The 22,541-nt window shown below is 69.3% G+C and carries 22 protein-coding genes; 12 read left to right on the plus strand and 10 right to left on the minus strand.

Annotated elements, in window-relative coordinates; genetic code table 11:
• The 3 genes from rsgA to PK606_RS13530 all read right to left on the minus strand — a co-directional run.
• Nucleotides 1-971: ribosome small subunit-dependent GTPase A (gene rsgA, locus PK606_RS15970; RefSeq protein ID WP_502920845.1), on the minus strand; the 971-nt coding region annotated here is incomplete at its 3' end.
• On the minus strand, nucleotides 968-1,330 hold the full coding sequence (locus PK606_RS13525) for a 4a-hydroxytetrahydrobiopterin dehydratase (protein WP_324564736.1): 363 nt from the start codon (nucleotides 1,328-1,330) through the stop codon (nucleotides 968-970). The genes PK606_RS13525 and rsgA, both read right to left, overlap by 4 nt.
• Nucleotides 1,331-1,338: 8 nt before the next feature.
• On the minus strand, nucleotides 1,339-2,643 hold the full coding sequence (locus PK606_RS13530; protein ID WP_324564738.1) for a M48 family metallopeptidase: 1,305 nt from the start codon (nucleotides 2,641-2,643) through the stop codon (nucleotides 1,339-1,341).
• A gap of 126 nt (nucleotides 2,644-2,769) precedes the next feature.
• On the opposite strand from PK606_RS13530, the gene orn reads away from it, so the two are divergent.
• Complete coding sequence (gene orn, locus PK606_RS13535; RefSeq protein WP_324564739.1) at nucleotides 2,770-3,384, plus strand: oligoribonuclease; 615 nt, start codon at nucleotides 2,770-2,772, stop codon at nucleotides 3,382-3,384.
• On the plus strand, nucleotides 3,381-4,112 hold the full coding sequence (locus tag PK606_RS13540; protein ID WP_324564740.1) for a pseudouridine synthase: 732 nt from the start codon (nucleotides 3,381-3,383) through the stop codon (nucleotides 4,110-4,112). The genes orn and PK606_RS13540 overlap by 4 nt, the downstream gene beginning before the upstream one ends.
• A gap of 38 nt (nucleotides 4,113-4,150) precedes the next feature.
• Here the strand turns inward: PK606_RS13540 and PK606_RS13545 are convergent, their stop codons facing one another.
• Together PK606_RS13545 and PK606_RS13550 are read right to left on the minus strand one after the other, a co-directional pair.
• Nucleotides 4,151-5,539 carry a hypothetical protein gene (locus PK606_RS13545; RefSeq protein WP_324564741.1) on the minus strand — a complete coding sequence of 463 codons (1,389 nt, stop codon included), beginning with the start codon at nucleotides 5,537-5,539 and terminating at the stop codon, nucleotides 4,151-4,153.
• Nucleotides 5,540-5,703: 164 nt separating this feature from the next.
• Nucleotides 5,704-6,510, minus strand: coding sequence for an alpha/beta fold hydrolase (locus PK606_RS13550; RefSeq protein WP_324564742.1), 807 nt, complete (start codon nucleotides 6,508-6,510; stop codon nucleotides 5,704-5,706).
• A 76-nt stretch (nucleotides 6,511-6,586) separates the two neighbouring features.
• On the opposite strand from PK606_RS13550, the gene PK606_RS13555 reads away from it, so the two are divergent.
• The 10 genes from PK606_RS13555 to PK606_RS13600 all read left to right on the plus strand — a co-directional run bounded on the left by PK606_RS13555 (nucleotide 6,587) and on the right by PK606_RS13600 (nucleotide 17,138).
• Nucleotides 6,587-7,639 carry a YncE family protein gene (locus tag PK606_RS13555; RefSeq protein WP_324564744.1) on the plus strand — a complete coding sequence of 351 codons (1,053 nt, stop codon included), beginning with the start codon at nucleotides 6,587-6,589 and terminating at the stop codon, nucleotides 7,637-7,639.
• Between the two features lie 259 nt (nucleotides 7,640-7,898).
• The gene (locus PK606_RS13560) at nucleotides 7,899-8,666 is read left to right on the plus strand and encodes a polysaccharide deacetylase family protein (RefSeq protein ID WP_324564745.1); all 768 of its coding nucleotides are present in this window, start codon (nucleotides 7,899-7,901) and stop codon (nucleotides 8,664-8,666) included.
• Nucleotides 8,667-8,679: 13 nt separating this feature from the next.
• Nucleotides 8,680-9,813 (plus strand): sterol desaturase family protein, encoded by a 1,134-nt coding sequence (locus tag PK606_RS13565; protein WP_324564746.1) that lies wholly within the window; start codon nucleotides 8,680-8,682, stop codon nucleotides 9,811-9,813.
• Nucleotides 9,813-10,742: an EI24 domain-containing protein gene (locus PK606_RS13570; protein WP_502920846.1), complete on the plus strand. Its 930-nt coding sequence runs from the start codon at nucleotides 9,813-9,815 to the stop codon at nucleotides 10,740-10,742. Before PK606_RS13565 ends, PK606_RS13570 begins: the two co-directional genes overlap by 1 nt.
• Nucleotides 10,732-11,658, plus strand: coding sequence for a competence/damage-inducible protein A (locus PK606_RS13575; protein ID WP_324564748.1), 927 nt, complete (start codon nucleotides 10,732-10,734; stop codon nucleotides 11,656-11,658). Before PK606_RS13570 ends, PK606_RS13575 begins: the two co-directional genes overlap by 11 nt.
• Before the next feature lie 233 nt (nucleotides 11,659-11,891).
• The gene (gene glnA / locus PK606_RS13580) at nucleotides 11,892-13,307 is read left to right on the plus strand and encodes a type I glutamate--ammonia ligase (RefSeq protein ID WP_324564749.1); all 1,416 of its coding nucleotides are present in this window, start codon (nucleotides 11,892-11,894) and stop codon (nucleotides 13,305-13,307) included.
• A gap of 144 nt (nucleotides 13,308-13,451) precedes the next feature.
• Nucleotides 13,452-13,958 (plus strand): hypothetical protein, encoded by a 507-nt coding sequence (locus PK606_RS13585; protein WP_324564750.1) that lies wholly within the window; start codon nucleotides 13,452-13,454, stop codon nucleotides 13,956-13,958.
• Between the two features lie 33 nt (nucleotides 13,959-13,991).
• Nucleotides 13,992-15,065 carry a nitrogen regulation protein NR(II) gene (gene glnL / locus PK606_RS13590; RefSeq protein ID WP_324564751.1) on the plus strand — a complete coding sequence of 358 codons (1,074 nt, stop codon included), beginning with the start codon at nucleotides 13,992-13,994 and terminating at the stop codon, nucleotides 15,063-15,065.
• 29 nt (nucleotides 15,066-15,094) lie between these two features.
• A complete protein-coding gene (gene ntrC / locus PK606_RS13595; protein ID WP_324564752.1) occupies nucleotides 15,095-16,606 on the plus strand; it encodes a nitrogen regulation protein NR(I) in 1,512 nt (503 codons plus the stop codon).
• A 163-nt stretch (nucleotides 16,607-16,769) separates the two neighbouring features.
• The gene (locus tag PK606_RS13600; RefSeq protein ID WP_324564753.1) at nucleotides 16,770-17,138 is read left to right on the plus strand and encodes a hypothetical protein; all 369 of its coding nucleotides are present in this window, start codon (nucleotides 16,770-16,772) and stop codon (nucleotides 17,136-17,138) included.
• A gap of 24 nt (nucleotides 17,139-17,162) precedes the next feature.
• Here PK606_RS13600 and xth read toward each other — a convergent pair whose 3' ends face one another.
• The 5 genes from xth to PK606_RS13625 form a co-directional block, all read right to left on the minus strand.
• Nucleotides 17,163-17,939, minus strand: coding sequence for an exodeoxyribonuclease III (gene xth / locus PK606_RS13605; protein ID WP_324564754.1), 777 nt, complete (start codon nucleotides 17,937-17,939; stop codon nucleotides 17,163-17,165).
• 59 nt (nucleotides 17,940-17,998) lie between these two features.
• The gene (locus PK606_RS13610; protein ID WP_324564755.1) at nucleotides 17,999-21,121 is read right to left on the minus strand and encodes a type I restriction endonuclease subunit R; all 3,123 of its coding nucleotides are present in this window, start codon (nucleotides 21,119-21,121) and stop codon (nucleotides 17,999-18,001) included.
• A 91-nt stretch (nucleotides 21,122-21,212) separates the two neighbouring features.
• The gene (locus tag PK606_RS13615; protein WP_324564757.1) at nucleotides 21,213-21,659 is read right to left on the minus strand and encodes a DNA-binding protein; all 447 of its coding nucleotides are present in this window, start codon (nucleotides 21,657-21,659) and stop codon (nucleotides 21,213-21,215) included.
• Nucleotides 21,607-22,236: a nucleotidyltransferase domain-containing protein gene (locus PK606_RS13620; RefSeq protein WP_324564758.1), complete on the minus strand. Its 630-nt coding sequence runs from the start codon at nucleotides 22,234-22,236 to the stop codon at nucleotides 21,607-21,609. The genes PK606_RS13615 and PK606_RS13620 overlap by 53 nt, the downstream gene beginning before the upstream one ends.
• Before the next feature lie 85 nt (nucleotides 22,237-22,321).
• Nucleotides 22,322-22,465: a hypothetical protein gene (locus PK606_RS13625; RefSeq protein ID WP_324564759.1), complete on the minus strand. Its 144-nt coding sequence runs from the start codon at nucleotides 22,463-22,465 to the stop codon at nucleotides 22,322-22,324.
• Nucleotides 22,466-22,541 lie beyond the last annotated feature (76 nt).

Here is a 22,541-nt window from a genome sequence, read left to right on the forward strand (position 1 = left end):
CACCCCGGCTCGTGCAGGTGCGTGCAGTTGTAGAACCGGCACTCGGCCACGTGTGGCCTGATGTCGGGCATGTAGGCGGCGAGCTGCATCGGGTCGATGTGGCGCAGGCCGAATTCCTGGAAGCCGGGGGAATCGATCAGGGCGCTGGTTTTCGCCTCGTCCAGCCAGTACCAGCTGGTGGTGGTGGTGGTGTGCCGGCCGCTGCCGAGCGCCTGCGAGATCTCGCCGGTCTGGGCGTCGGCGCCGGGGACCAGGCGATTGATGAGGGTGCTCTTGCCGGCGCCTGAGGGCCCCAGGATCAGGGTGGTGTGGCCGTGCAGGCGGCCCAGCAGGTCGGCGAGGGAACAGGTTTGCGGTTGATCGGCGGTGCGGCCCCTCACCCCAACCCTCTCCCCAGAGGGGAGAGGGGGTAAGCCCACAAGGGTCGTCGCAGGCGAGGCGGGGTTTTCTCCCTCTCCCGCCGGCGGGAGAGGGTTGGGGTGAGGGCGGCGCGGCGCTGCGGCGATCGGCAGCACCGTGTAACCCATCTCACGGTACGGCGCCAGGCGCGCCCAGGCGCGGGCGAAGGGCTCGGTCAGGTCCGCCTTGTTGAGCACGACCAGCGGCTCGATGTGCTCGGCCTCGCAGGCGATCAGGGCGCGCGCGAGCTGCTGCTCGGAGAACTCGGGTTCGGCGGCGACCAGGATCAGCACCTGGTCGAGGTTGGCGGCGAAGCTCTTCGTGCGTACCTCGTCCTGGCGGTAGAGCAGGTTGCGGCGCGGCGCGATCTGCTCGATGGTGCCCTCGTCCTGGCTGGGCTGCCAGCGTACCCGGTCGCCGACCACCACGGCCAGCCGCTTGCCGCGCGGGTGACAGATGACACGCTCACCTTCCGGCGTCTCGACCACGCAGTGGCGGCCGTGGCTGCCAACGATAAGACCGTCGCGCCAAGTGTCGCTAGTGACTGAGGCAGGGCGGGGCGTGCGGCTCACGCGGTGCCGCTGTCGGCGTCGTCCCGGGCGCCCAGGCGCGCTGCCTGCATGTCGGTCTGGCGCGCGGCATCGAGGTCGCGCTGGCTGACGCCGCCGGCGTCGTGGGTGCTCCAGCGCACGTCGCCGCGTCCCCAGCCGATCAGCAGATCGGGATGGTGATTCAGGTGCTCGGCGAGTTCGGCGATGGCGTTGGCGAAGACCATGGCCTGGCGGAAATCGTCGAAGTGCCAGTGCTTGCAGATGGCATCGGCAGCATTCGAGTGGACGACCGTCCAGCCAGGCAGGGCTTGCAGCGCCGCCTGCAGCTCGGCGGTGGTGAGCGCGACCGGTGGGTTGGCCGAAGCGTCGGGTGGCGTCATCACGGGTCTCAGGCCGGCAGCACGCGCGCGCCCATGCGGGCGATGCGCTCGCTGGCCGGCGGGTGCGAGTAGTAGAAGCGCACGTACAGCGGATCGGGCGTGAGCGTGCTCGCGTTGTCCTTGTACAGCTTGACCAGGGCGTTGGCCAGGTCCTGCGCGCTGGCCTGGGTGCCGGCGTAGGCGTCGGCCTCGAACTCGTGCTTGCGCGATAGCTGCGCCATCAGCGGCGAGATGAAGAAGGCGAACACCGGCACCACCAGCATGAACAGCAGCAGCGCCAGCGCGTGGTTGGGCACCACGCCGCCCAGCGCTGGCGGCAGGTTGGGCGTGACGCCGAGGCCGGTGTAGAACCAGGCTTGCTGCGCCAGCCAGCCCAGCAGCGCCAGCCCCGCCAGGCTGAAGGCGAACAGGCCGGCGATGCGCTTGAAGATGTGTTTGTGCTTGTAGTGGCCCAGCTCGTGCGCCAGCACGGCCTCGACCTCGGGCGGCGACAGCTGCTCCAGCAGGGTGTCGAAGAACACCACGCGCTTGGACGCGCCGAAGCCGGTGAAGTAGGCGTTGGCGTGCGCGCTGCGGCGGCTGCCGTCCATCACGAACAGGCCCTTGGCGGCGAAGCCGCAGCGCGCCATCAGCGCCGTCACGCGTTCCTTCAGCGATTCGTCGGCCAGCGGCTGGAACTTGTTGAACAGCGGTGCGATGACGGTGGGGTAGACCACCAGCATCAAGAGGCTGAAGGCCATCCACAGGCCCCAGGTCCACAGCCACCACCACGTGCCTGTGACTGCCATCAGCCACAGCACCAGCGCCGCCAGCGGCACGCCGACGACGATGCTGACCAGGGTGGACTTGAGCAGGTCGGCCAGCCACAGGCCGGGAGTCATCTTGTTGAAGCCGAAGCGCTGCTCGATGCCGAAGGTCTGGTAGAGCGACACCGGCAAGTCGATCAGCGCGTTGATAACGGCGAACGCGATCAGCAGCGCCAGCGGCTGCAGCAGCGGGCGCGGGCCGAGCCAGTCGAGCAGCAGGCCGTTGAGCCAGTCGAGCCCGCCCAGCAGCGTCCAGGCCAGCAGCACGATGGCGGCCAGGACCATCTCGATCAGGCCGAAGCGCAGTTTGGTGACGGTGTAGTCGGCCGCGCGCTGGTGCGCCGGCAGCGTGATGGCCTGGGCGAAATCGGCTGGCACGGCGCCACGGTGGCGCGCCACGGCACGGATCTGGCGCGAGGCCAGCCAGAGCTTGACCAGCAGATTGGCCAGCAGCACGGCGCTGAAGACTAGGCTGGTGAGCAGGGCAGGGGTGAACGGGTCGGTCAAGATGGGCAGTCGTGCGCGTGCGAGCGCAGGAATCGGGGGTTCTGGATCGCCAGTTTAGAGCGATGCCGCCGTTTGCAAGGGCGCCGCCCCGCTTCGCCTGTGGGGTCCGGTGGACAATTGGCGCCCATGACCGAAGCTGAAACCACCTCGCCAGCGACCACCGAGCGGCTGGCCAAATCCGACCAGAACCTGGTCTGGCTCGACTGCGAAATGACCGGGTTGGACGCCGAGAAGGAGCGCATCATCGAGATCGCCGTCATCGTCACCGGCCCGCAGCTGACGCCGCGCGTCGAGGGGCCGGTGCTGGTGATCCATCAGAGCGATGCGGTGCTCGACGCCATGGACGCCTGGAACACCGGCACCCACGCACGCACCGGCCTGACCGCCAAGGTGAAGGCCTCGACCCTGACGGAGGCCGAGGCCGAGCAGCAGGTGATCGCCTTCCTGTCGCAGTACGTGCCCAAGGGCTGCTCGCCGATGTGCGGCAACACCATCGGGCAGGACCGGCGCTTCCTGCTCAAGTACATGCCGAAGCTGGAGGCCTTCTTCCACTACCGCAGCATCGACGTCAGCACGCTGAAGGAGCTGGCGCGCCGCTGGCGGCCGGAACTGGTCGACGCCTTCAAGAAGCAGCAGTCGCACACCGCGCTGGCCGACGTGCACGAGTCGATCGACGAGCTGGAGCATTACCGGGCGCATTTCATCCGGTCCGAGGCACCGGCCGCTGACACCGCCGCATGAGGCTCGACGCGCTGCTGTTCTCGCAGGGTTTCGGCACCCGCCGCCTGTGCGCCGGGCTGATCGAACGCGGGCTGGTGGCGGTGGAGGGCCAGGTCGTGACCGACCCGGCGGCGGCGGTCGAGCCAGAAGGCCTGCGCTTTTCCGTGCAGGGCGAGCCGTGGATCTGCCATGCGCAGGCCTACCTGATGCTGCACAAGCCGGCCGGCTACGAATGCTCGCACCGGCCGGGTGCCTGGCCCAGCGTCTACACGCTGCTGCCGCCGCCGCTGCGCCAGCGCCCGACCAAGGGCAAGGTGCAGGGCGTGCAGGCGGTCGGCCGGCTGGACCAGGACACCACCGGCCTGCTGTTGCTGTCGGACGACGGCGCCTTCATCCACCGCATGAATTCGCCGCGCCACCTGGTGCCCAAGGTCTACGAGGTGACGCTGAAGCACCCGATGGGTGCGGGCGAGCTGGACCGCCTGCTTGCCGGCGTGCAGCTGCACGACGACCTGAAGCCGGTGCGTGCCGCCGCCGGCGAACTGGCGAGCCCGACGCGGCTGCTGCTGACGTTGACCGAGGGCAAGTACCACCAGGTCAAGCGCATGGTGGCGGCGGTCGGCAACCGGGTGGAAGCGCTGCACCGCAGCCGCATCGGCGGCCTGGCACTGCCGGGTGATCTGGCGCCGGGCGAGTGGCGCTGGCTGGCGGCGGATGACCTGGCGCTGCTGTCAGCCGCGCCGGGCTAACCCGGGCGGCATCAGCCTGGCGCATTCCCTGCGGGGGCTCAGGGCTGGCTGAGACGCACGCGCGTTTCCTCGCTGCGCCCGTCCTTGCTGGCGACCAGCACGAGGTCGTAGCGCGAGCCGGGCAGGCCGGTCGGCTGGAACTGCAGCTGGAAGTTGCCGGCGTGGTCGGCCACCACCTGCTGGTTCAGCACCTCCTGCTCGAGGCCGACCGGGCCGACCACCTGCAGCAGGCCGGTCACGCGGGCATGCACGGTGGCGCCGGGCGCGGTCTGGCCGCGGATCGTCACGGGTGCGTTGCCGGGGATGGTGTCGCCGCTGGGGCTGCTGAGCTCGATCGCCAGTGGATGCGCGGCGGCGCCGACGTCGAAGCGCCATTCGCGCCGCACGCTGTTGCCGGCGCTGTCCTGCGCAGTCAGCAGGGCGGTGTAGGCGCCGGCGGGCAACTGGTTGCGGTAGCTGAACGATTGCGCCGTGATCTGCGTATCGCGCGTGACGTCGCGGCCGTTCAGCGTCAGGCGCACTGATTGCGGATCGACGCCCGTGCCGCGCGCGTCTTCCAGGTTGCCCGACACGTAGACCGTGCCGACCGCCACGCGTTCGTTCTCGCGCGGCGTCAGGTTGACCACCGTCGGCGGTGTGTTGTCGGCGAGCAGCGGCCGGCCGAGGTTGGCGCGCACCGACTGCGAGCCCGAGCGCAGCGTGGCGACCACGCTGCTGGCGGCCGTCATCTTGTCCTGGCGGCGCAGGGTGTAGCGTCCCTCGTAGACACCGGGCCGCAGCTCGCGCATGGGCACGTCGTTGGCGACGCCGCCGATGTCGAAGCTGGCCTGCGCACCGGCGATGCCTTCCAGCGTGGCGACCAGCTCGGTGCCGGGGCTGAGCTGCCACACCGGCGCGATGACGAAGCGGTCGATGCGCGGCGCCAGGCCCACGGCCGGTGGCGGCATGCCGGACGCCGCCGAATCGGGGATGGTGTAGTTGGCGCTGGTGGTGCGCTTGCCGTTGCGCAGGGTGGCGCGCAGGCGCTGGCCAACCGCCATGCGGTCGGCGCGCTTGATGGTGTAGCTGGCGGTGTATTCACCGCTGCCGGTGTAGGTTTCCTTCAGCACGATGTTGATCGGCTTGGCGGCCTGGATGCGAACGCGCGCCTGGCTGCTCGGCGTGCCGTACAGGTGCAACTCGAGTTGCGCGCCCGGCGCCAGGCCGCCGTCGGAGCCGACTTCGAGCCGGTCGATCTGCGGCGTGAGCGCGCGCTGCGCGAAGGCCGGCGTCGCCGCGCTCAGCGCGAACGCGCCGACGCCGACCACGGTGGCGGCCGGTGCCGACAGTGCCAGCGCCACGGCCAGCGGCAGCGCCGAGAGTGACGAGCGGGCCCGTGCGGCGGCGCTGCGGCGGGTCGGGGCTGAAGTGGAGGGGGTAGGGGTCATGGGTCATCTCCGCGACGGATACATGACCCGGAACCTTAGTGGCCGGCTGGCCGCGCGCCCGTCGGCACATGGCCGCGTCGGCCTGTCGGAAAAACGGCAGCGTCCGTGTCTGCCAATCGGCTGTGCGCGTCGTGCGGTGACGGCCGGAGCCGCCTGCACTGGTGTCAGGACAAGGGCGCCAGCGCCGCCGCGATCGCGGCGTTGACCGCCTCGGGCTGATCCCGGTGCGCCGAGTGGCCGGCGCCGGGCAGCTTCACCAGTTGCGCGTGCGGCACCGCGGCCGCCAGGTCGTCGACCTGCGCCATGGTGCCGTAGGGGTCCTCGGTGCCCTGGATCGCCAGCAGCGGCGCGCCGATGCTGCGCACCTCGGCGCGGATGTCGAAGTCGCGGAAGGCCGGGCTGAGCCAGACGTCGTTCCATTGCCAAAAGGCGACGTCGACATCGTCGTGGTAGCGCGCCAGCCGGGGGCGCAGGTCGCCATCCTGGTAGGCGCTGCGCGCCGCGTCGATCGACTGCACCGAGATGTCCTCCACCATCACGTGCGGCGCCAGCACCACGCAGGCGGTGACCGGGTGGTGGGCGGCGTGGATCAGTGCGATGGTGCCGCCGTCGGAATGGCCGATGAGCACCGGACGCTCGATGCCCAGTCTGTGCAGCAGCTTCGGCAGCACTTCCAGCGCCTCGCGGTGCATGTAGTCGGGCTGCAGGCGGCCGCTGCGCTGGCCATGAGGCAGCTCGCGCGGGGCGCCGCGCACGTCGGGCACCGGGCTGGAGCGGCCGTAGCCCTGGCGCGAATAGACCCAGCCGGCGCGGCCGGTGGCCTGGCACAGGCTGGCCGGCCAGTCGCGCCACATGGCGACCGAGCCCAGGCCCTCGTGCAGGAACACCAGCGGCGCCCGCCGGGCGCCGCCGCTGGGAGCCGGAATGTGCACGACTTCGAGAAATATGCCGCCAATGTCCACCTGTTGCATGCCGCGGATGTTAAGGGATGGTCTTGCCGCCATCGGCGGCAGATAAACTTGCACGTTGCCTTTGGACACCCCCGCCATGAGTCCGTTTCAGCCTGGTTTTCGCGCCCGTTTCTCGCGCCGCGCGCTGCTGGCCAGCGCGGCGGGCGGGCTGGCATGGCCATGGTCGACAGGCGCGCGCGCCAACGCGCCGGCGACCGCCACCGGCGCCACGCGTCGGGGTGCGCCGGTGTTCGTGCTCAATTCGCTCGACGGCGACGTCAGCGTGATCGACTCCACCGCCTGGAAGGAGATCAAGCGCATTCCCACCGGCAAGGAGCCGCACCACCTGTACCTGACGCCGGACGAGCGGTCCGTGATCGTGGCCAACGCCGCCAGCGATTCGCTCACCTTTATCGACCCGCGCACGGCCGAGGTCCAGCGCACGCTGCGCGACATCCGCGATCCCTACCACCTGCGCTTTTCACCCGACATGAAGTGGTTCGTGACGGCGGCCAACCGCCTGAACCACATCGACATCTACAGCTGGGACGGCAGCCAGCCGACACTGGCCAAGCGCATTCCCACCGCCCGCACGCCCAGCCACCTGTGGATCGACACCGGCAGCACCACAGTCTGGTCGAGCATGCAGGACAGCAACGAGCTGGTGGTGATCGACCTGGCGACGCAGACGCTGACGCAGCGTGCGCCGACCGGGCCGATGCCGGCCGACGTGTTCGTCACGCCCGACGACCGGCACCTGCTGCTGGGCCTGACCGGGGGCGACGGCGTCGAGGTCTACGACGTGGCCGGCGGCAAGCTGCCGCAACTGATCCAGAAGATCCCGACCGGCAAGGGTGCGCATGCGTTCCGCGCCGTCGGCGACCGGCGCCACGTGTTCGTCAGCAACCGCGTGGCCAACACCATCAGCAAGATCGACTACGTCGATATGCGCGCGGTCGACAGCTTCCCGGCGCCGGCCGGGCCCGACTGCATGGACATCTCGTCCGACGGCACGCTGATCATGGTCGGCTCGCGCTGGGCCGGTCGCCTGAGCCTGATCGACGTGCGCAAGCGCCAGGTGGTGCACCAGGTCAAGGTCGGCAAGTCGCCGCACGGGGTGTGGACGCTGGACCATGCGCCGAGACAGTAGGCGCCCGCCTGAGGCGCTGGCGCGCCTTCCCCCCTCTGCTGCGGGAGGAGGGACGCAGCCAGCGGCCTGGCAAAGCCAGCTCCGCGGCTGCCTGCGCATGGCCTGCTCAGCGGCCTCCCGATGGCTTGCGCACCCTCTCCCGTCTGCGGGAGCGGGCCGGGGTGAGGGTGCCCCGGTCTCCGTTGGGGGAGGGTTGCGATTCGGGCCTGATGGCTGCAAGCGGACACGGTCCACTGGGGGTCCATACCGGTGCGCGGCGGTGCTCGTACTCGTCGGCGCCGCCACCGTGGCTTCGGCCGATGACTGCAAGCCGCTCTACCTGACCTTCGACACCGGCCACATGGGCGTGGCACCGCTGATCGCCGATGTGCTCAGGCGCAACGACGTCAAGGTCACCTTCTTTGCCGCCCACGAGCGCACCAAGGAGGGTGACGGCAGCCTGGGCCAGCACTGGGCGCCGTGGTGGAAGGCGCGCGCGGCCGAGGGGCACGAGTTCGCCTCGCACACCTACCAGCACGCCTACTGGCGCGGCGACGTCGCCGGCAAGGGCGGCGAGCCACGCTTTCGCATCCAGCCGTCGGCCGGGCCGCAGGCCGGTCGCAGCATGGTCTGGAGCGGGCGGCAGTACTGCGACGAGATCGCACTGGCGGCCGACCGGCTGGCTTCGGTTACCGGCAGGAAGCCGCTGCCGCTGTTTCGCGCGCCCGGCGGCAAGACCTCGCCCAAGCTGCTGGCGGCCGCCGAATCCTGCGGCTGGCGCCACGTCGGCTGGGCGCCGGCGGGTTTCCTGGGCGACGAGCTGCCCAGCAGCGAACATCCGAACGACGCGCTGCTGAAGAAGGCGCTGGCCGACATCCGCGGCGGCGACATCCTGATGGCCCACCTGGGCATCTGGTCGCGCCAGGACCCCTGGGCGCCGGCCGTGCTGGAGCCGCTGCTGCAGGGCCTGAAGCAGCGCGGCTTCTGCTTCCACACGCTGCGCGAGCACCCGCAGTATCGGGGCTGGATCGCCGGCCACGGCGGCTGACCTGCTTCCCGTCATGCTCGAAGCGCTGACCGACGCGTTCGCCAACGCCCAGCAGTGGGTGTTCGAGACCCTGGTGGTGCCGGTGGCCTTCACCCTCGGCGCCGGCAACCTGCTGGAGGACGGCTTCATCGCCACCGGCTGGCTGCTGGTCGGCCTGGTCCAGATCATCATCTTGCTGCTGGTGATCGGTCCGCTGCAGCGCCTGTGGCCGGTGGAGCAGGTCACAGATCGCCATGCCATCGGCATCGACGTCATTTACACCCTGATCCACCGACTCGGCCTGTTCAAGCTGGCGATGTTCTTCAGCGTCGAGCTGTGGCTGACTCAAGGGCTCGGCTGGCTGCGCGCGCACGGCCTGCCGACCCTGCAGATCGACCAGCTCTGGCCAGGGCTGACGGATCGCGCGGCGGTCAGCTTCCTGATCTACCTGGTGGTGTTCGATCTGATCGGCTACCTCGTGCATCGCGCCCAGCACCGCTGGCACTGGTGGTGGCAGTTGCACGCCGTGCACCACAGCCAGCGCCAGATGACGATGTGGACCGACAACCGCAACCACCTGCTGGATTCGGCGATCACCGACGTCATCTTCGTCTGCGCCGCGATCCTGATCGGCGTCGCGCCGGCGCAGTTCGTGGCGCTGGTGGCCGTGTCGCAATTGCTGGAGAGCCTGCACCACGCCAACCTGCGCTGGTCCTGGGGCCGCATCGGCGACCGGCTGCTGGTCAGCCCGAGCTTTCATCGGCGGCATCATGCGGTCATGCTGAGCCACGAACCCCACCATTTGACGGCCCTGAGCACCGCCGGGCCGTCCCAAGGTGCGAAGGCCCCCTCGGGGGGCAGCGAAGCCGGCGGAGCCGCGAAGCGTGGGGGCTTCATTCATGCCGCCGGGCCGTCCCAAGGTGCGAAGGCCCCCTTGGGGGGCAGCGAACCACGCGCAGCGGGGAGCGTGGGGGCGGGTTTCGGCAGCAACTACGGCATCCTGTTTCCCTGGTGGGACGGGCTGCTCGGCAGCGCCGACTGGCGCCCTGGCCGCGATCCGACCGGCATCGACGACCAGGTGCTGCGCGGACGTGACTATGGGCGCGGTTTCTGGGTCCAGCAATGGCTGGGGCTGAAGCGCCTGGCCGGTATGCTCGGGCGTTCATGATGCATCCCGTATTCGATGCCTTCCTGCGCGCCGCCGGCCACGTGCTGCTGCCACGCGTGCTGGGCATGACACTGCTGCCGCTGCTGGCCATGACGGCGGTGGCGCTCGGCCTGGGCTACTTTTTCTGGAGCGGCGCGGTCGATGCGATGCGCGCAGCGCTGCAGGGCTGGGCCTTCATCGGCTGGCTCGATGGCCATTTGCAGCTCGGCTGGGACGGTGGCCTGGCGGGCCTGCTGGCGCCGTTCTTCGTCGTCGCGCTGGCCACGCCGGTGATCGCGCTGACCTCGCTGGTGGTGGTGTCGATGCTGATGACGCCGGCGCTGACGCGGCTGGTGGCCGAGCGCCGCTTTGCGCAACTGGCACGCCAGCGCGGGGCGTCGCTGGCCGGCTCGATCGCCTGGTCGGCCGGCTCGCTGCTGCTGGCGGTGCTGGCGCTGATCCTGTCGCTGCCGCTGTGGCTGATCCCGCCGCTGGTGCTGATCCTGCCGCCGCTGATCTGGGGCTGGCTGACCTACCGCGTGATGAGCTTCGACGCCCTGGCCGAGCACGCCAGCCAGCAGGAGCGCAAGACCATCCTGCGCCGGCACCGCGCATCGCTGCTGGCGATCGGCATCATCAGCGGCTACCTGGGCGCGGCGCCGAGCGTGGTCTGGGCCTCGGGCGTGGTGTTCGCGGCGCTGTTCGCCGTGCTGGTGCCGCTGGCGATCTGGATCTACACGCTGGTGTTCGTGTTCTCATCGCTCTGGTTCGCGCACTACTGCCTGGAAGCCCTGCGCCAGCTGCGCGCCGGCGAGTCGGGCACGGCGGACGCGCCGAGCATGCCGAAGACGCCGAACACCTCACCGCCCGCCGAAGGGCCGGCGCTGCCGGCGCCGGGCGCCACCTCGGTCACCGACGTGCCCTACAAGGACCTGCCCCATGCGCGCTGATGCGCCCGTATCCCCGCCGAGCTTCGGCCTGATCGTGGTCGGCGACGAGATCCTGTCCGGCCGCCGCAGCGACAAGCACCTGGCCAAGGTGATCGAGCTGCTGGCCGCGCGCGGGCTGCAGCTCGGCTGGGCCGAGTACGTCGGCGACGAGCGCGCGCACATCACCGCCACCTTGCGGCGCGTGTTCGCGTCGGGCGACATCGCGTTCTGCACCGGCGGCATCGGGGCCACGCCGGACGACCACACGCGCCAGTGCGCCGCTGCCGCGCTCGGCGTGCCGCTGGTGCTGCACCCCGAGGCCAAGGCCCTGATCGAGGAGCGCATGGAGGATGTCGCGCGCGAGCAGGGCGTGCCCTACGAGCCCGAGCGCGCGGACAACCTGCACCGGCTGAACATGGGCGTGTTCCCGGAAGGCGCGCGCATCATTCCGAACCCGTACAACAAGATCCCAGGCTTCTTCTGCGCAAAGCGGCCTGAGCAGGGCAACCACCCCGCCGCCGGGCCGCTCCCAAGGCGGGGTGCGGCCCCCTCGGGGGGCAGCGCAACAGGCGCAGCCGTGGAGCGTGGGGGCGTCTATTTCACACCAGGGTTCCCCGTGATGGCCTGGCCCATGATCGAATGGGTGCTGGATCACGAATACCCGCACCTGCACCGCAATGCGGCTTGGCAGGAGCGCTCGGTGCTGGTCTACGGCGCCGGCGAGGCGACGCTGACGCCGGTGATGGAGCGCGTCGAAGCCGCGCACCCGCGCGTCAAGGTGTTCAGCCTGCCGAGCGTCGATCATCCCGAGTACGGCCGCCACATCGACCTTGGTGTGAAAGGCGCGCCGGGCGACGTCGGGCCGGCCTATGCCGATCTGCGGGCCTGGCTGCAGCCGTTCGACCTGCACTACGGCCCCGAACTGGTGCGCCCCTGATATGCACCGAAATCGTGCGCGGTGCAGCGGCGCACTGTCCTGGTGCATTGACCTGGTGCATTGACCTGCCTCGCGCTGGGGCGTTGGGCGCCGATTGGGCGGAAAAACCCGTGCACAATGGCAGCTTGCGCCCGATCAGGCGGCCTCGGCCCAACATCCCGCGGTCCTGGCATGGAATCTGCATCACGACACGCACCCACCCAACCCGATAACCGTTCCCGCAGGAGAAATTGATGGCCAAGAGCGTCGCCGACGTGATGAAGATGCTGAATGAGAACGAGGTCAAGTTCGTCGATTTCCGCTTCACCGATACCCGCGGCAAGGAGCAGCACGTCACCGTTCCGGTGTCGCATTTCGACGAGGACAAGTTCAGCGACGGCCACGCCTTCGACGGCTCCTCGATCGCCGGCTGGAAGGGTATCGAGGCCTCGGACATGCTGCTGATGCCGGACCCGGCCACCGCCAACATCGACCCCTTCTTCGACGAGTCGACGCTGATCCTGACCTGCGACGTGCTCGAGCCCGGCGACGGCAAGGCCTACGACCGTGACCCACGCTCGATCGCCCGGCGTGCCGAGGCCTACCTGAAGGCCAGCGGCATCGGCGACACCGCCTACTTCGGCCCCGAGCCCGAGTTCTTCGTGTTCGACGGCGTGCGCTGGAGTACCGAGCCCGGCCACAGCTTCTACCGTATCGAGGAGTACGAGGCGCCGTGGAACAGCGGCGCCAAGCTCGAGGGCGGCAACCGTGGCCACCGCCCGACCACCAAGGGTGGCTACTTCCCGGTGCCGCCCGTGGACAGCACGCACGACATGCGCGCCGAGATGTCGCTGATCCTGGAATCGCTCGGCGTGCCGGTCGAGGTGTTCCACCACGAGGTCGCCGGCGCCGGGCAGATGGAACTCGGCACCAAGTTCAGCACCCTGGTGCAGCGCGCCGACTGGACGCAGCTGATGAAGTACGTGATCTGGAACGTGGCCGACAGCTACGGCAAGACCGCCACCTTCATGCCCAAGCCCTACCACGGCGACAACGGCAGCGGCATGCACGTGCACCAGTCGATCTGGAAGGGCGGCAAGAACCTGTTCGCCGGCAAGGGCTACGCCGGCCTGTCGGACACCGCGCTGCACTACATCGGCGGCGTCATCCGGCATGCGCGCGCGCTGAACGCCATCTGCAACCCGACCACCAACAGCTACAAGCGCCTGGTGCCGCACTTCGAGGCGCCGGTCAAGCTGGCGTACTCCAGCCGCAACCGCTCGGCCTCGATCCGCATCCCGCACGTGGCCAGCGACAAGGCGCGCCGCGTCGAGGCGCGCTTCCCGGACCCGATGGCCAACCCCTACCTGTGCTTCTCGGCCCTGCTGATGGCGGGCCTGGACGGCATCGAGAACAAGTTCCACCCCGGTGAGGCCGCCACCAAGGACCTCTACCACCTGCCGCCCGAGGAGGACAAGCTGGTGCCGACCGTGTGCCACAGCCTCGACCAGGCGCTGGAGGAACTGGACAAGGACCGAGCCTTCCTGACCAAGGGCGGCGTGTTCTCCGACGCCATGCTCGACGCCTACATTGAGCTCAAGATGGGTGAGGTCAACCGCATCCGCGTGCAGGTCAACCCGGCCGAATACGACATGTACTACTCGCTGTGACGGCAGCATGGACGGGGCCTGGCGGTGCACCGCCAGGCCACTGCCGCGCCCGCATGCGACCAGGGAACGCAGCTTGGTGAATTCGGTCTATTGCTCGATACTCGTCGCCAATCCGCGCACCCGCGCCGCGTCCTTCGACCACCGATGAAGCCTGCGATCCTGTTGTCATCCCTTGCCGTCACGGCCGGCAGCCTGCTGGCCGTTGTGCCGGCGGCCGCGCAGGACCGCATCTACCGCTGTGGCAACGAATACACCAACCAGACCAAGGGGCGCAGCGGCTGCACCCTGGTCGAGGGCGGCAACGTCACCATCGTGCGCGGCACCGCGCCGGCCGCCGCGGCGCCGAAAGCCGCCAGCGCGCCGAGCCAGCGCGTGGTCAGCGCGCCACCGGCGGCACCGCGCATCGACACGCCGCAGCAGCGCGCGCGCGACGCCGATGCCAAGGTCATCCTCGAGCAGGAGCTGCGCCGTGCCGAGGCGCGCCACGCTGAGCTGCTGCAAGAGTACAACAACGGCGAACCCGAGCGGCTCGGCAGCGAGCGCAACTACCAGCGCTACCTGGACCGCGTGGAAGAGCTGAAGACCTCGATCGCGCGCAACCAGGCCGACATCGACGGCCTCAAGCGCGAGCTGCAGCGCGTCAGCCGCTGACGCCGGCGTCGTTCTCAGCGGCGGCCGGCCACCATGGGCACTTCCCGCCGACCCCATCCCGAGCAGCTGCAGGCCTTCGACCTGCTGGCCACGCTGGTCGCCGTGGTCGGCGCCGACGACCAGGTGCGGTTTGCCAACGCGGCGCTGGAGGATGCCGTCGGCCTGTCGTCGCGCAGCATCGAGGGCAACCCGCTGCCGGACTACTTCCTCGATCCGGCCGCGTTGCGGCAGGCACTGCAGGGCGTGCGCAGCGGTGCCGTCGCCACGTTGCGCTGCGACGCCGAGCTGCGCCGTCACGGCGGCGAGCCGATCCCGGTGCACGTCATCGTCGCCGGCACCGAGCAGCCGGACGAGCTGGTGGTCGAACTGCTGCCGCAGGAGCAGCAGGCGCGGCAGCAGCGCGAGCAGCGCCTGGCCGCGCAGGCCCGCAGCAACAAGGAGCTGTTCCGCAACCTGGCGCACGAGGTCAAGAACCCGCTGGGCGGCATCCGCGGCGCGGCGCAGCTGCTGGAGCTGGAGGTCGGCGAGCGCGGGCTGCGCGAATACACCCAGGTCATCATCCGCGAGGCCGACCGGCTGCAGGCGCTGGTCGACCGCCTGCTGGAGCCGCACCGCCATCCGCGTGTGGTCGGCGACGTCAACATCCACGAGGTGTGCGAACGCGTGCGGTCGCTGGTGCTGGCCGAGTTCCCGCGCGGCCTGGTGCTGCGGCGCGACTACGACACCTCGATCCCCGAGCTGCGCGGCGACCGCGGGCAGCTGATCCAGGTGCTGCTGAACGTGGTGCGCAACGCGGCGCAAGCGCTCGGCGAGCGCATTACGGCCGGCGACGCCGAGATCGTGCTGCGCACGCGCGTGGCACGTCAGATCACCTTCGGCGGCCGGCGCTGCCGGCTGGCGCTGGACCTGCACGTGATCGACAACGGCCCCGGCGTGCCGGACGCGATCGGCGACCGCGTGTTCCTGCCCCTGGTGACGGGGCGCGACGGCGGCCATGGCCTCGGCCTGACGCTGGCGCAGACCTACGTGCAGCAGCACGACGGCCTGATCGAGGTCGACAGCCAGCCCGGCCGGACCGACTTCAGGATCCTGCTGCCGCTGCCCTGACCACCACCATGCAAGAAGCCGCCGCCGAAATGAGGATGATCTGGATCGTGGACGACGACGCGTCGATCCGCTTCGTGCTGGAAAAGGCGCTGGCGCGCGCACAGCTGCGCACGCGCTCGTTCGGCCACGCGCGCGAGCTGCTGCAGGCGCTCGATGATCCGGCGACCGAAGCGCCGGGGGTGCTGATCAGCGACATCCGCATGCCGGGCGATTCCGGCCTGCAACTGCTGCAACAGCTGCGCCAGCGCCTGCCGGGGCTGCCGGTCATCATCATGACCGCGTACTCGGATCTCGACAGCGCCGTCTCGGCTTTCCAGGGCGGCGCCTTCGACTACCTGGCCAAGCCCTTCGACATCGCCCAGGCGGTCGAGCTGGTACAGCGCGCGCTGGCGCAGGGCCAGCGCGAGCAGGTGGCCGCCGAGCAGCAGCTGGCGGCGCCCGGGATGCTGGGCCGGGCGCCCGCGATGCAGGCGCTGTTCCGCGCCATCGGCCGGCTGTCGCCGAGCAGCGCCACGGTGCTGATCACCGGCGAATCGGGCAGCGGCAAGGAGCTGGTGGCGCGCGCGCTGCACCGGCACTCGCCGCGCGCGGCTGGTCCCTTCGTCGCCATCAACACGGCGGCCATCCCGAAGGACCTGCTCGAATCCGAGCTGTTCGGCCACGAGCGCGGCGCCTTCACCGGTGCGCAGGCGCTGCGGCGCGGGCGCTTCGAGCAGGCTGACGGCGGCACGCTGTTCCTGGACGAGATCGGCGACATGCCGCTGGAGCTGCAGACGCGGCTGCTGCGCGTACTGTCGGACGGGTGGTTCTACCGTGTCGGCGGCCACGCCGCCGTCAAGGCCGACGTGCGCATCGTCGCCGCCACCCACCAGGACCTGGAACGGCGGGTGCGGGAAGGCGCGTTTCGCGAGGACTTGTTCCACCGCCTCAACGTGATCCGCCTGCGCGTGCCGGCCCTGCGCGAGCGCAGCGACGACGTGCCGGCGCTGGCGCGGCACTTCCTGGCCCAGAGCGCGCGCCAGCTCGGCGTCGAGCCCAAGCGCCTCTCCGAGCCCGCGCTGGCGCGGCTGCAGGCGTTCGGGTTCCCGGGCAACGTGCGGCAGCTGGAGAACATCTGCCACTGGCTCACGGTGATGGCGCCTGCCCAGCTGATTGAGCCCAAGGACCTGCCGCCCGAGGTGCTGGCCGCCACCGGCGGCGCGCCTGTGGCCATGCCGCTGGTTGCTGCGGAAAGCCCGGTCACCGGCACGGCATCCACGGCAGCGGAGACTGCGGCGCAGGCGCCAGCGGCCGGCCTGGCCGGGCCATCGCAGGCGCCGGTAGGCGACTGGCTGCACGGGCTGGACGCCGAAGCCGCACGACTGCTCGCCAGCGGCCAGCCCAAGGTGTGGGACTTGTTGATGAGTCGCGTCGAATCGCAACTGATCCGCACCGCCCTGGCCGCCACCCAGGGCCGCCGCATCGAGGCCGCGCAGCGGCTGGGCATCGGGCGCAACACCATCACGCGCAAGATACAGGACTTGGGGCTGGATGACGATTGAGGGCGCCGGTCATGTAGCGCGCAGGTGCAGCCGCAGCCGCCGTCGGCGCAGATACATCTGGTAGCCACATGAGATGCTTGCGATACCTTGCTCGTGGGCGAGCGGCGCAGAATCTTCGGCATGTTGAACCAGCCCGCTAGACGGGCAAGGAGTTTCGGTCGTGGTGTATGGTAAGGCTTCCGATGTGAAGGCGCGGCTGATCGCGCGCCTGTACCGGTCGGCGTCGCAAGCGCAGCGCGTGCGCGTGGTGCGTTTCTTGTTGCGGCCGCTCAGCCCGCTGGCCCTGGTCGCTGTGGCTGGCGGCGCGTTCAGCTTTGCGGTGGTGCGTGATCCGTCACTAGAGCCGGAACGCCTGTCCGCGCTGGCCGGCCCCCAGGTGGCCGAGTTGGCGGATTTCGCGCTGCAGGTCGATCCCGCCGTGCTGGCGCAGGTGGCCGACGTGCTGATCCAGCCCGCGGCGGCGACCGGCCTGGCGGCGGCCGCCATGGCGCTGCTGTGGCGGCGCCGGCAGGCGGCTGTGCGGGATCGCTAGCAACGGCCGACGGCAGCCCGACGCTCAGCCAAGCGTCACCGTCACCGGTGCATGGTCGCTCGGCTTGGGCCACTTGCGCGGTGCGCGGTCGATGTCGCAGGCCGCCACCTGCGGCACCAGCGGCGCGCTGACCAGGATGTGGTCGATGCGCAGGCCGCGGTTCTTCTGGTAGCCCAGCATGCGGTAATCCCACCAGCTGAAGCTCTTTTCGGGCTGCTCGAACAGGCGGAAGGCATCTGTCAGGCCCAGGCCGAGCAGGGCCTTGAAGTGGCCGCGTTCCTCGGTGGTGTGGTGGATGGTCTCGGCCAGCCCCACCGGGTCGTAGCTGTCGCGGTCCTCGGGCGCGATGTTGAAGTCGCCCAGCAGCACCAGGCGCGGATGCGCAGCCAGTTCCTCGCGCAGCCAGTCGCGCAGGCCGCGCAGCCAGCTCATCTTGTATTCGAACTTGTCGGTGCCCGGCGCCTGGCCGTTGACGAAATAGCCGTTGACGATGCGCAGCGGGCCGCCCGGTGCATCCACCGTGCCGGCGATGACGCGCGAGCTGTCATCCGTGAAGCCGGCGATATTGCGCGCCACGTCGGCCACCGGGGTGCGCGAGAGCAGGGCGACGCCGTTGTAGGTCTTCTGGCCGAACACGGCGGCCTCGTAGCCGGCCTCGCGCAGCGCCTCGAACGGGAACTTGTCGTCCGTCAGCTTCAGCTCCTGCAGCGCCAGCACGTCGACCGGGTTGGCGGCCAGCCAGTCGAGCACGTGCTGCAGGCGGGCGTTGAGCGAGTTGACGTTCCAGGTCGTGATCTTCATGAATATCCTGACTGTATGTATTGATTGATGTTTGTTCTTCTTGTCCTGTGAGTGAGGCCTTAGCCTGCACGCAACCCCTCGTACAAGCCCGCCGGCCCCAGCAGGATGCTCTTGATCCCGGCCCGCACCCGCTCTGAATCCAGCGCCTGCCGGCTCATGACCTGATGCGCCTCGAACGCCGCGATGATGGCGTTCATCAGCTCGGCGTCGAAGTTGGGTGACGCCGCAAACTGCGCCTTGGTGTTGTTGCGCGCCTGCTCGGCAAGCACCTCGGACTCCAGCAACTTGCCCTTGATGACGCTGTTGACGTAGACCAGCTTGTCGTCGTCGGTCAGCTCGCCTTCAAACAGGTCGTTCACGCGTTCCAGGATTTCCGACAGCAGCGCCTTCTGCTTGTCCTGCACCTGCCCGCCGCCGGGCGCGGTCATCGGCTCCAACCTGTACTCGCCATCGGCCTCCTTCAGCGCCAGGCCGCGCTGGCCCTGGTCCTTCAGCTTGTGGTGGGTCAGCACCACCTTGCTGAGATCGATCCCCTCGCGCTCGCGGCCGAAGTCCAGCAGCGGCAGCAGGCGCTTGAAGAAGAGGGCGCGCTTCTCGATCGCCGTGTTACCGTAGTCGAACAGTTGCCCGAGGAAGGCGTAGACGCGCACGTAGCTGCCCAGGTCGCGCTTGAACAGCGCCAGCGCGTCGAGTTCGTCCTTGGCCTCCTTGTGCTCGCTGCTGCGTTCAGGATGGGCCTGCTGGCGCTGCCTGGCCGCCTTGTATTTCTTCAGCAGCCGGTCAGCCACCGGCTCGATGGCGGCGATGAGCTGCGCCTGCGTGGCGTTCGGGTTCAGCTCGACGTGGACGACGCGGTCCACCTCGAACTCGTCATAGTGGCCGCTCGCATCCAGCTTGGCCTTCAGATCGAGGATCAGGTTCGGGTCGGTCACGTCCGACAGCTCGGCGGTTTCGTAATAGACCTGGAACGCCGCCAGCACCTCGTCCGGGTCGTTGACGAAGTCGAGCACGTAGGTGGTGTCCTTCCTGCCGTGCGGGCCGTCGTAGGCGCGGTTGAGGCGGCTGAGCGTCTGCACGGCCTGGATGCCGCCGAGCTTCTTCTCGACGTACATGCCGCACAGCAGCGGCTGGTCGAACCCGGTCTGGAACTTGTTGGCCACCAGCAGCAATTGGAAGTCGGCGGTGGCGAAGGCTTCGCGGATGTCCTTGCCCTTCAGGCCCGGGTTCAGGCTGGCGGACTTCTCGCTGACGGGCTCGTTGGCGTTGTCCGCGTCGGGCACCTCGCCGGAGAAGGCCACGATGGTGCCGATCCGGTAGCCGTTGTCGGCGATGTACCTGTCCATGGCGCGCTTCCAGCGCACCACTTCCTGGCGGCTGGCCGTCACCACCATGGCCTTGGCGTGGCCGCCCAGCAGCGGCTGGACGTTGTCGATGAAGTGCTCGACCACGATGGCGACCTTCCGCGCGATGTTGTACGGGTGCAGGCGCACCCAGCGCATCAGGCCCTTGACGGCTTCGCCCCGGTCGACCTCGGCATCGGTCCAGTCCCGGCCTTCATGGGTGAGGCGGAAGGCCAGCTTGTACGGCGTGTAGTTCTGCAGCACGTCGAGGATGAAGCCCTCCTCGATGGCCTGGCGCATGCTGTAGACGTGGAAGGCGGCCGGCAGGTTGGTGTTGCTCGCCGGCTGGCTCGGGTCGGGGCGGCGGCCGAACAGCTCCAGCGTCTTGGCCTTCGGGGTGGCGGTGAAGGCGATGTAGCTGATGGCGGCGTCCTGGCCGGCACGCGCCGCCATGTTGGCGGCCAGGACGTCCTCGCTGCTGATCTCGCCGCCGTCGGCCAGTTCCTGCTGTTCCTCGCTGGACAGCACCTGCTTGAGCTTGGCGGCGGATTCGCCGGTCTGGCTGGAATGGGCCTCGTCGGCGATGACGACGAAGCGCTTGCCCTGGGTGGCGGCCAGCTCGCGCACGGCTTCGAGCGCGAAGGGGAAGGTCTGGATGGTGCAGACGACGATCTTCTTGCTGCCGGACAGGGCTTCGGCCAGTTGCTGGCTCTTGCTGGCGTCGTTGCCGGTGATGGTGGCGACCACGCCGGTGGTGCGCTGGAAGTCGTAGATGGCTTCCTGCAACTGCACGTCGAGCACGTTGCGGTCGCTGACGACCAGCACGGTGGAGAACACCTTGTTGTTGTGCGCGTCGTGCAGGTCGGACAGGAAGTGCGCGGTCCAGGCGATCGAGTTGGTCTTGCCGGAGCCGGCGCTGTGCTGGATCAGGTATTTCTGCCCCGGGCCTTCGGCCAGCACCGCCTGCACCAGCTTGCGGGTGGCGTCGAGCTGGTGGTGGCGCGGGAACAGGATGGCGCTGATCTTCTTCTTGCTGTCGCGCCGGGCAATCAGGTAGCGGCCCAGGATGTCGAGCCAGGAGTCGCGCTGCAAGACCTGCTCCCACAGGTAGTGGGTGCGGTGGCCGGCGGAGTAGGGCGGGTTGCCGGCGCCGCCGGCATCGCCCAGATTGAAGGGCAGGAACTGGGTGGCGGGGCCGCGCAGGCGCGTGGCCATGTGCACCAGCCGGTTGCTGACGGCAAAGTGCACCAGCGCGCCGCGCGGGAAGTCGAGCAGAGGCTCGGCGCTGGCCTTTCCCTTGGGGCGCGGGATGCGGTCGAAGCGGTACTGGTCGATGGCCAGGTTCACGTCCTGGGTGAAGTCGGTCTTGATCTCGGCGGTGGCCACCGGCACGCCGTTCAGCAGCAGGACGAGGTCGATGACGTCGTCATGGTTGGTTCGCACCTGGCGCAGCGCGCGCAGGCGGTTGGCCGCGTAGCGGGCCTGTAGCTCGGCGTTCATGGCCAGGGCGGGCTTGAACTGGGCCAGTTTCAGGGGTGCCTTCAGGCCGACCAGCTCGAAGCCGTGGCGCAGCACGTCGAGGGTGCCGCGGTCGTCCAGGGCCTTGCGCAGGCGCTCCAGCACGACGGCTTCGGTGCCGGCGCCGTGCAGCTTGGTCAGGGCGGCCCAGGCCTCGGCTTGGGTGGCCTGCAGCCAGGCGATGAGGTCGGGCGGGTAGAGGGCGCGCGTGGTGTCGTAGCTGCGGGCGTCGCCGTCGGTGCCGGGTTCCGAGTACAGCCAGCCGTGGGCGCCGAGGTGGGCGCAGATGTCGCGTTCGAGCTGGATTTCGGTGTGCAGTGCCATGGCGATGGGCTTTATGGGTCGAATCGGCCGTCGGCCAGTCTGAAACAGGCGCGGGCAGTTATTTTTTCAAGGGTGTTCATCGGTTCCGCCCTTATGCCAGGTGCCACTCTGGGTGCTGCGTGCGCAGCCAGTGGAGCGTGAGGTCCAGCAACTTCTCGGCCGCCTGAAGGCAGGCGTGCAAGGTGGCGTCGGCAATCGGGTCGCCCTGGTAGTCGTTCATGTTGCGCTGGCGGCGCAGGGCATCCAGCACGATCAGGTCGGGCTTGGGCACGCCGAGGGTCTGGTCCAGCGTCTGGATGGCAGTCTGGTGGTGGCCGGGCTGGCTGGTCGAGGTGCGCCAGCCGTTGGCCCACAGGCCCAGCATGGCGCACTGCATGATGCATTTGTAGGCCATGTCAAAGCGGTTGCTGGTGCTGATCTGCGCCACCCGCGCATCAGCCAGGTTCTGCCGCGCCGCCTGCAGCAGCCTGGCCATGGCCGGCGGGTCAGGCGGCTGGGCCTGCAGGCGGCCGATGGCCTGCAAGTTGCTCAAGCTCATGCTCGTCCCCCTTGATCCAGAGCTTGGGTTTGCGCAGCACGTCGCGCACGAAGGCATCGCCCGCCCGGGCTTTGTCGGCCAGTTCCTGTGGCGCCCAGGCTGCCGGGTTCACCTCGCGTCCCAGCAACTCGTGCAGCGGGTACAGCGCCTGCACCACGGCCACGAAATCGACGTCGCCCACCACCAGCACATCGACATCGCTGTGCTCGGTGGCGCTGCCGCTGGCCAGCGAACCATACACAAACGCCAGCGTGATCTGCCCGCCCAGCGGCTCCAGCGCCGCGCGCAGCGCCGGCACCACGCCATGCGTCTTGCGGAACATGGCCGCCAGTTCGGGGAACAGCGGGTGCTGCACATTGGCGCTGTAGCGCGCCTGGTTGCCCTGGTCGCTGCGCAGCAGCAGCCCCGCCTGGGTCAGCTTGGCCAGCTCGCGCCCCAGCGTGCCCGCATGGCTGCCCGTCAGCCGCGCCAGCTCGCGCAGGTGCAGGCTGTGCCCCGGCTGCAGCAGCAGCGCCGCCAGCACCTGCTGGCGCTGGGCGGGGAACAGCAGGTTCATGGCATCCCGAGTGTTGCTCATAAGGCGACGATTGTTGCTTATAAGGCGACATCAAGCAATAGGCAAGGGAAGAACATGGGTCAAGACAGCTTCCAGCGCTTCATGTTCAGGCGCTGGCAGCTATCGAATCCTGAGTATTTGGCGCGTAGGCCAGGCCGCGCACATCGATCTGGCCGGTGACGGCGGCGGAGATGAGGGCGGAGCGGCGTTCCTGAAGAACGGCAATGGTTGCCTCTGCCTCTGTGGTCATTCTGCGCATTTGTGCCATCACTGAAGTTGACCCCTTTTCACGGACACCTTACCGTAGAGGAAGAAGGAGTCCGAAG

This window comes from Ottowia sp. (assembly GCF_035444425.1).
Classification (GTDB): domain Bacteria; phylum Pseudomonadota; class Gammaproteobacteria; order Burkholderiales; family Burkholderiaceae_C; genus Ottowia.

What these genes read in the sequence shown, in the direction of transcription:
- PK606_RS13525 (WP_324564736.1), bottom strand. Translation starts at nt 1,330, where the DNA reads ATGACGCCACCCGACGCTTCGGCCAACCCACCGGTCGCGCTCACCACC.
- orn (WP_324564739.1), top strand. Translation starts at nt 2,770, where the DNA reads ATGACCGAAGCTGAAACCACCTCGCCAGCGACCACCGAGCGGCTGGCC.
- PK606_RS13540 (WP_324564740.1), top strand. Translation starts at nt 3,381, where the DNA reads ATGAGGCTCGACGCGCTGCTGTTCTCGCAGGGTTTCGGCACCCGCCGC.
- PK606_RS13545 (WP_324564741.1), bottom strand. Translation starts at nt 5,539, where the DNA reads ATGACCCCTACCCCCTCCACTTCAGCCCCGACCCGCCGCAGCGCCGCC.
- PK606_RS13550 (WP_324564742.1), bottom strand. Translation starts at nt 6,510, where the DNA reads ATGCAACAGGTGGACATTGGCGGCATATTTCTCGAAGTCGTGCACATT.
- PK606_RS13555 (WP_324564744.1), top strand. Translation starts at nt 6,587, where the DNA reads ATGAGTCCGTTTCAGCCTGGTTTTCGCGCCCGTTTCTCGCGCCGCGCG.
- PK606_RS13565 (WP_324564746.1), top strand. Translation starts at nt 8,680, where the DNA reads ATGCTCGAAGCGCTGACCGACGCGTTCGCCAACGCCCAGCAGTGGGTG.
- PK606_RS13570 (WP_502920846.1), top strand. Translation starts at nt 9,813, where the DNA reads ATGCATCCCGTATTCGATGCCTTCCTGCGCGCCGCCGGCCACGTGCTG.
- PK606_RS13575 (WP_324564748.1), top strand. Translation starts at nt 10,732, where the DNA reads ATGCGCGCTGATGCGCCCGTATCCCCGCCGAGCTTCGGCCTGATCGTG.
- glnA (WP_324564749.1), top strand. Translation starts at nt 11,892, where the DNA reads ATGGCCAAGAGCGTCGCCGACGTGATGAAGATGCTGAATGAGAACGAG.
- PK606_RS13585 (WP_324564750.1), top strand. Translation starts at nt 13,452, where the DNA reads ATGAAGCCTGCGATCCTGTTGTCATCCCTTGCCGTCACGGCCGGCAGC.
- glnL (WP_324564751.1), top strand. Translation starts at nt 13,992, where the DNA reads ATGGGCACTTCCCGCCGACCCCATCCCGAGCAGCTGCAGGCCTTCGAC.
- ntrC (WP_324564752.1), top strand. Translation starts at nt 15,095, where the DNA reads ATGAGGATGATCTGGATCGTGGACGACGACGCGTCGATCCGCTTCGTG.
- xth (WP_324564754.1), bottom strand. Translation starts at nt 17,939, where the DNA reads ATGAAGATCACGACCTGGAACGTCAACTCGCTCAACGCCCGCCTGCAG.
- PK606_RS13610 (WP_324564755.1), bottom strand. Translation starts at nt 21,121, where the DNA reads ATGGCACTGCACACCGAAATCCAGCTCGAACGCGACATCTGCGCCCAC.
- PK606_RS13615 (WP_324564757.1), bottom strand. Translation starts at nt 21,659, where the DNA reads ATGAGCTTGAGCAACTTGCAGGCCATCGGCCGCCTGCAGGCCCAGCCG.
- PK606_RS13620 (WP_324564758.1), bottom strand. Translation starts at nt 22,236, where the DNA reads ATGAGCAACACTCGGGATGCCATGAACCTGCTGTTCCCCGCCCAGCGC.
- PK606_RS13625 (WP_324564759.1), bottom strand. Translation starts at nt 22,465, where the DNA reads ATGACCACAGAGGCAGAGGCAACCATTGCCGTTCTTCAGGAACGCCGC.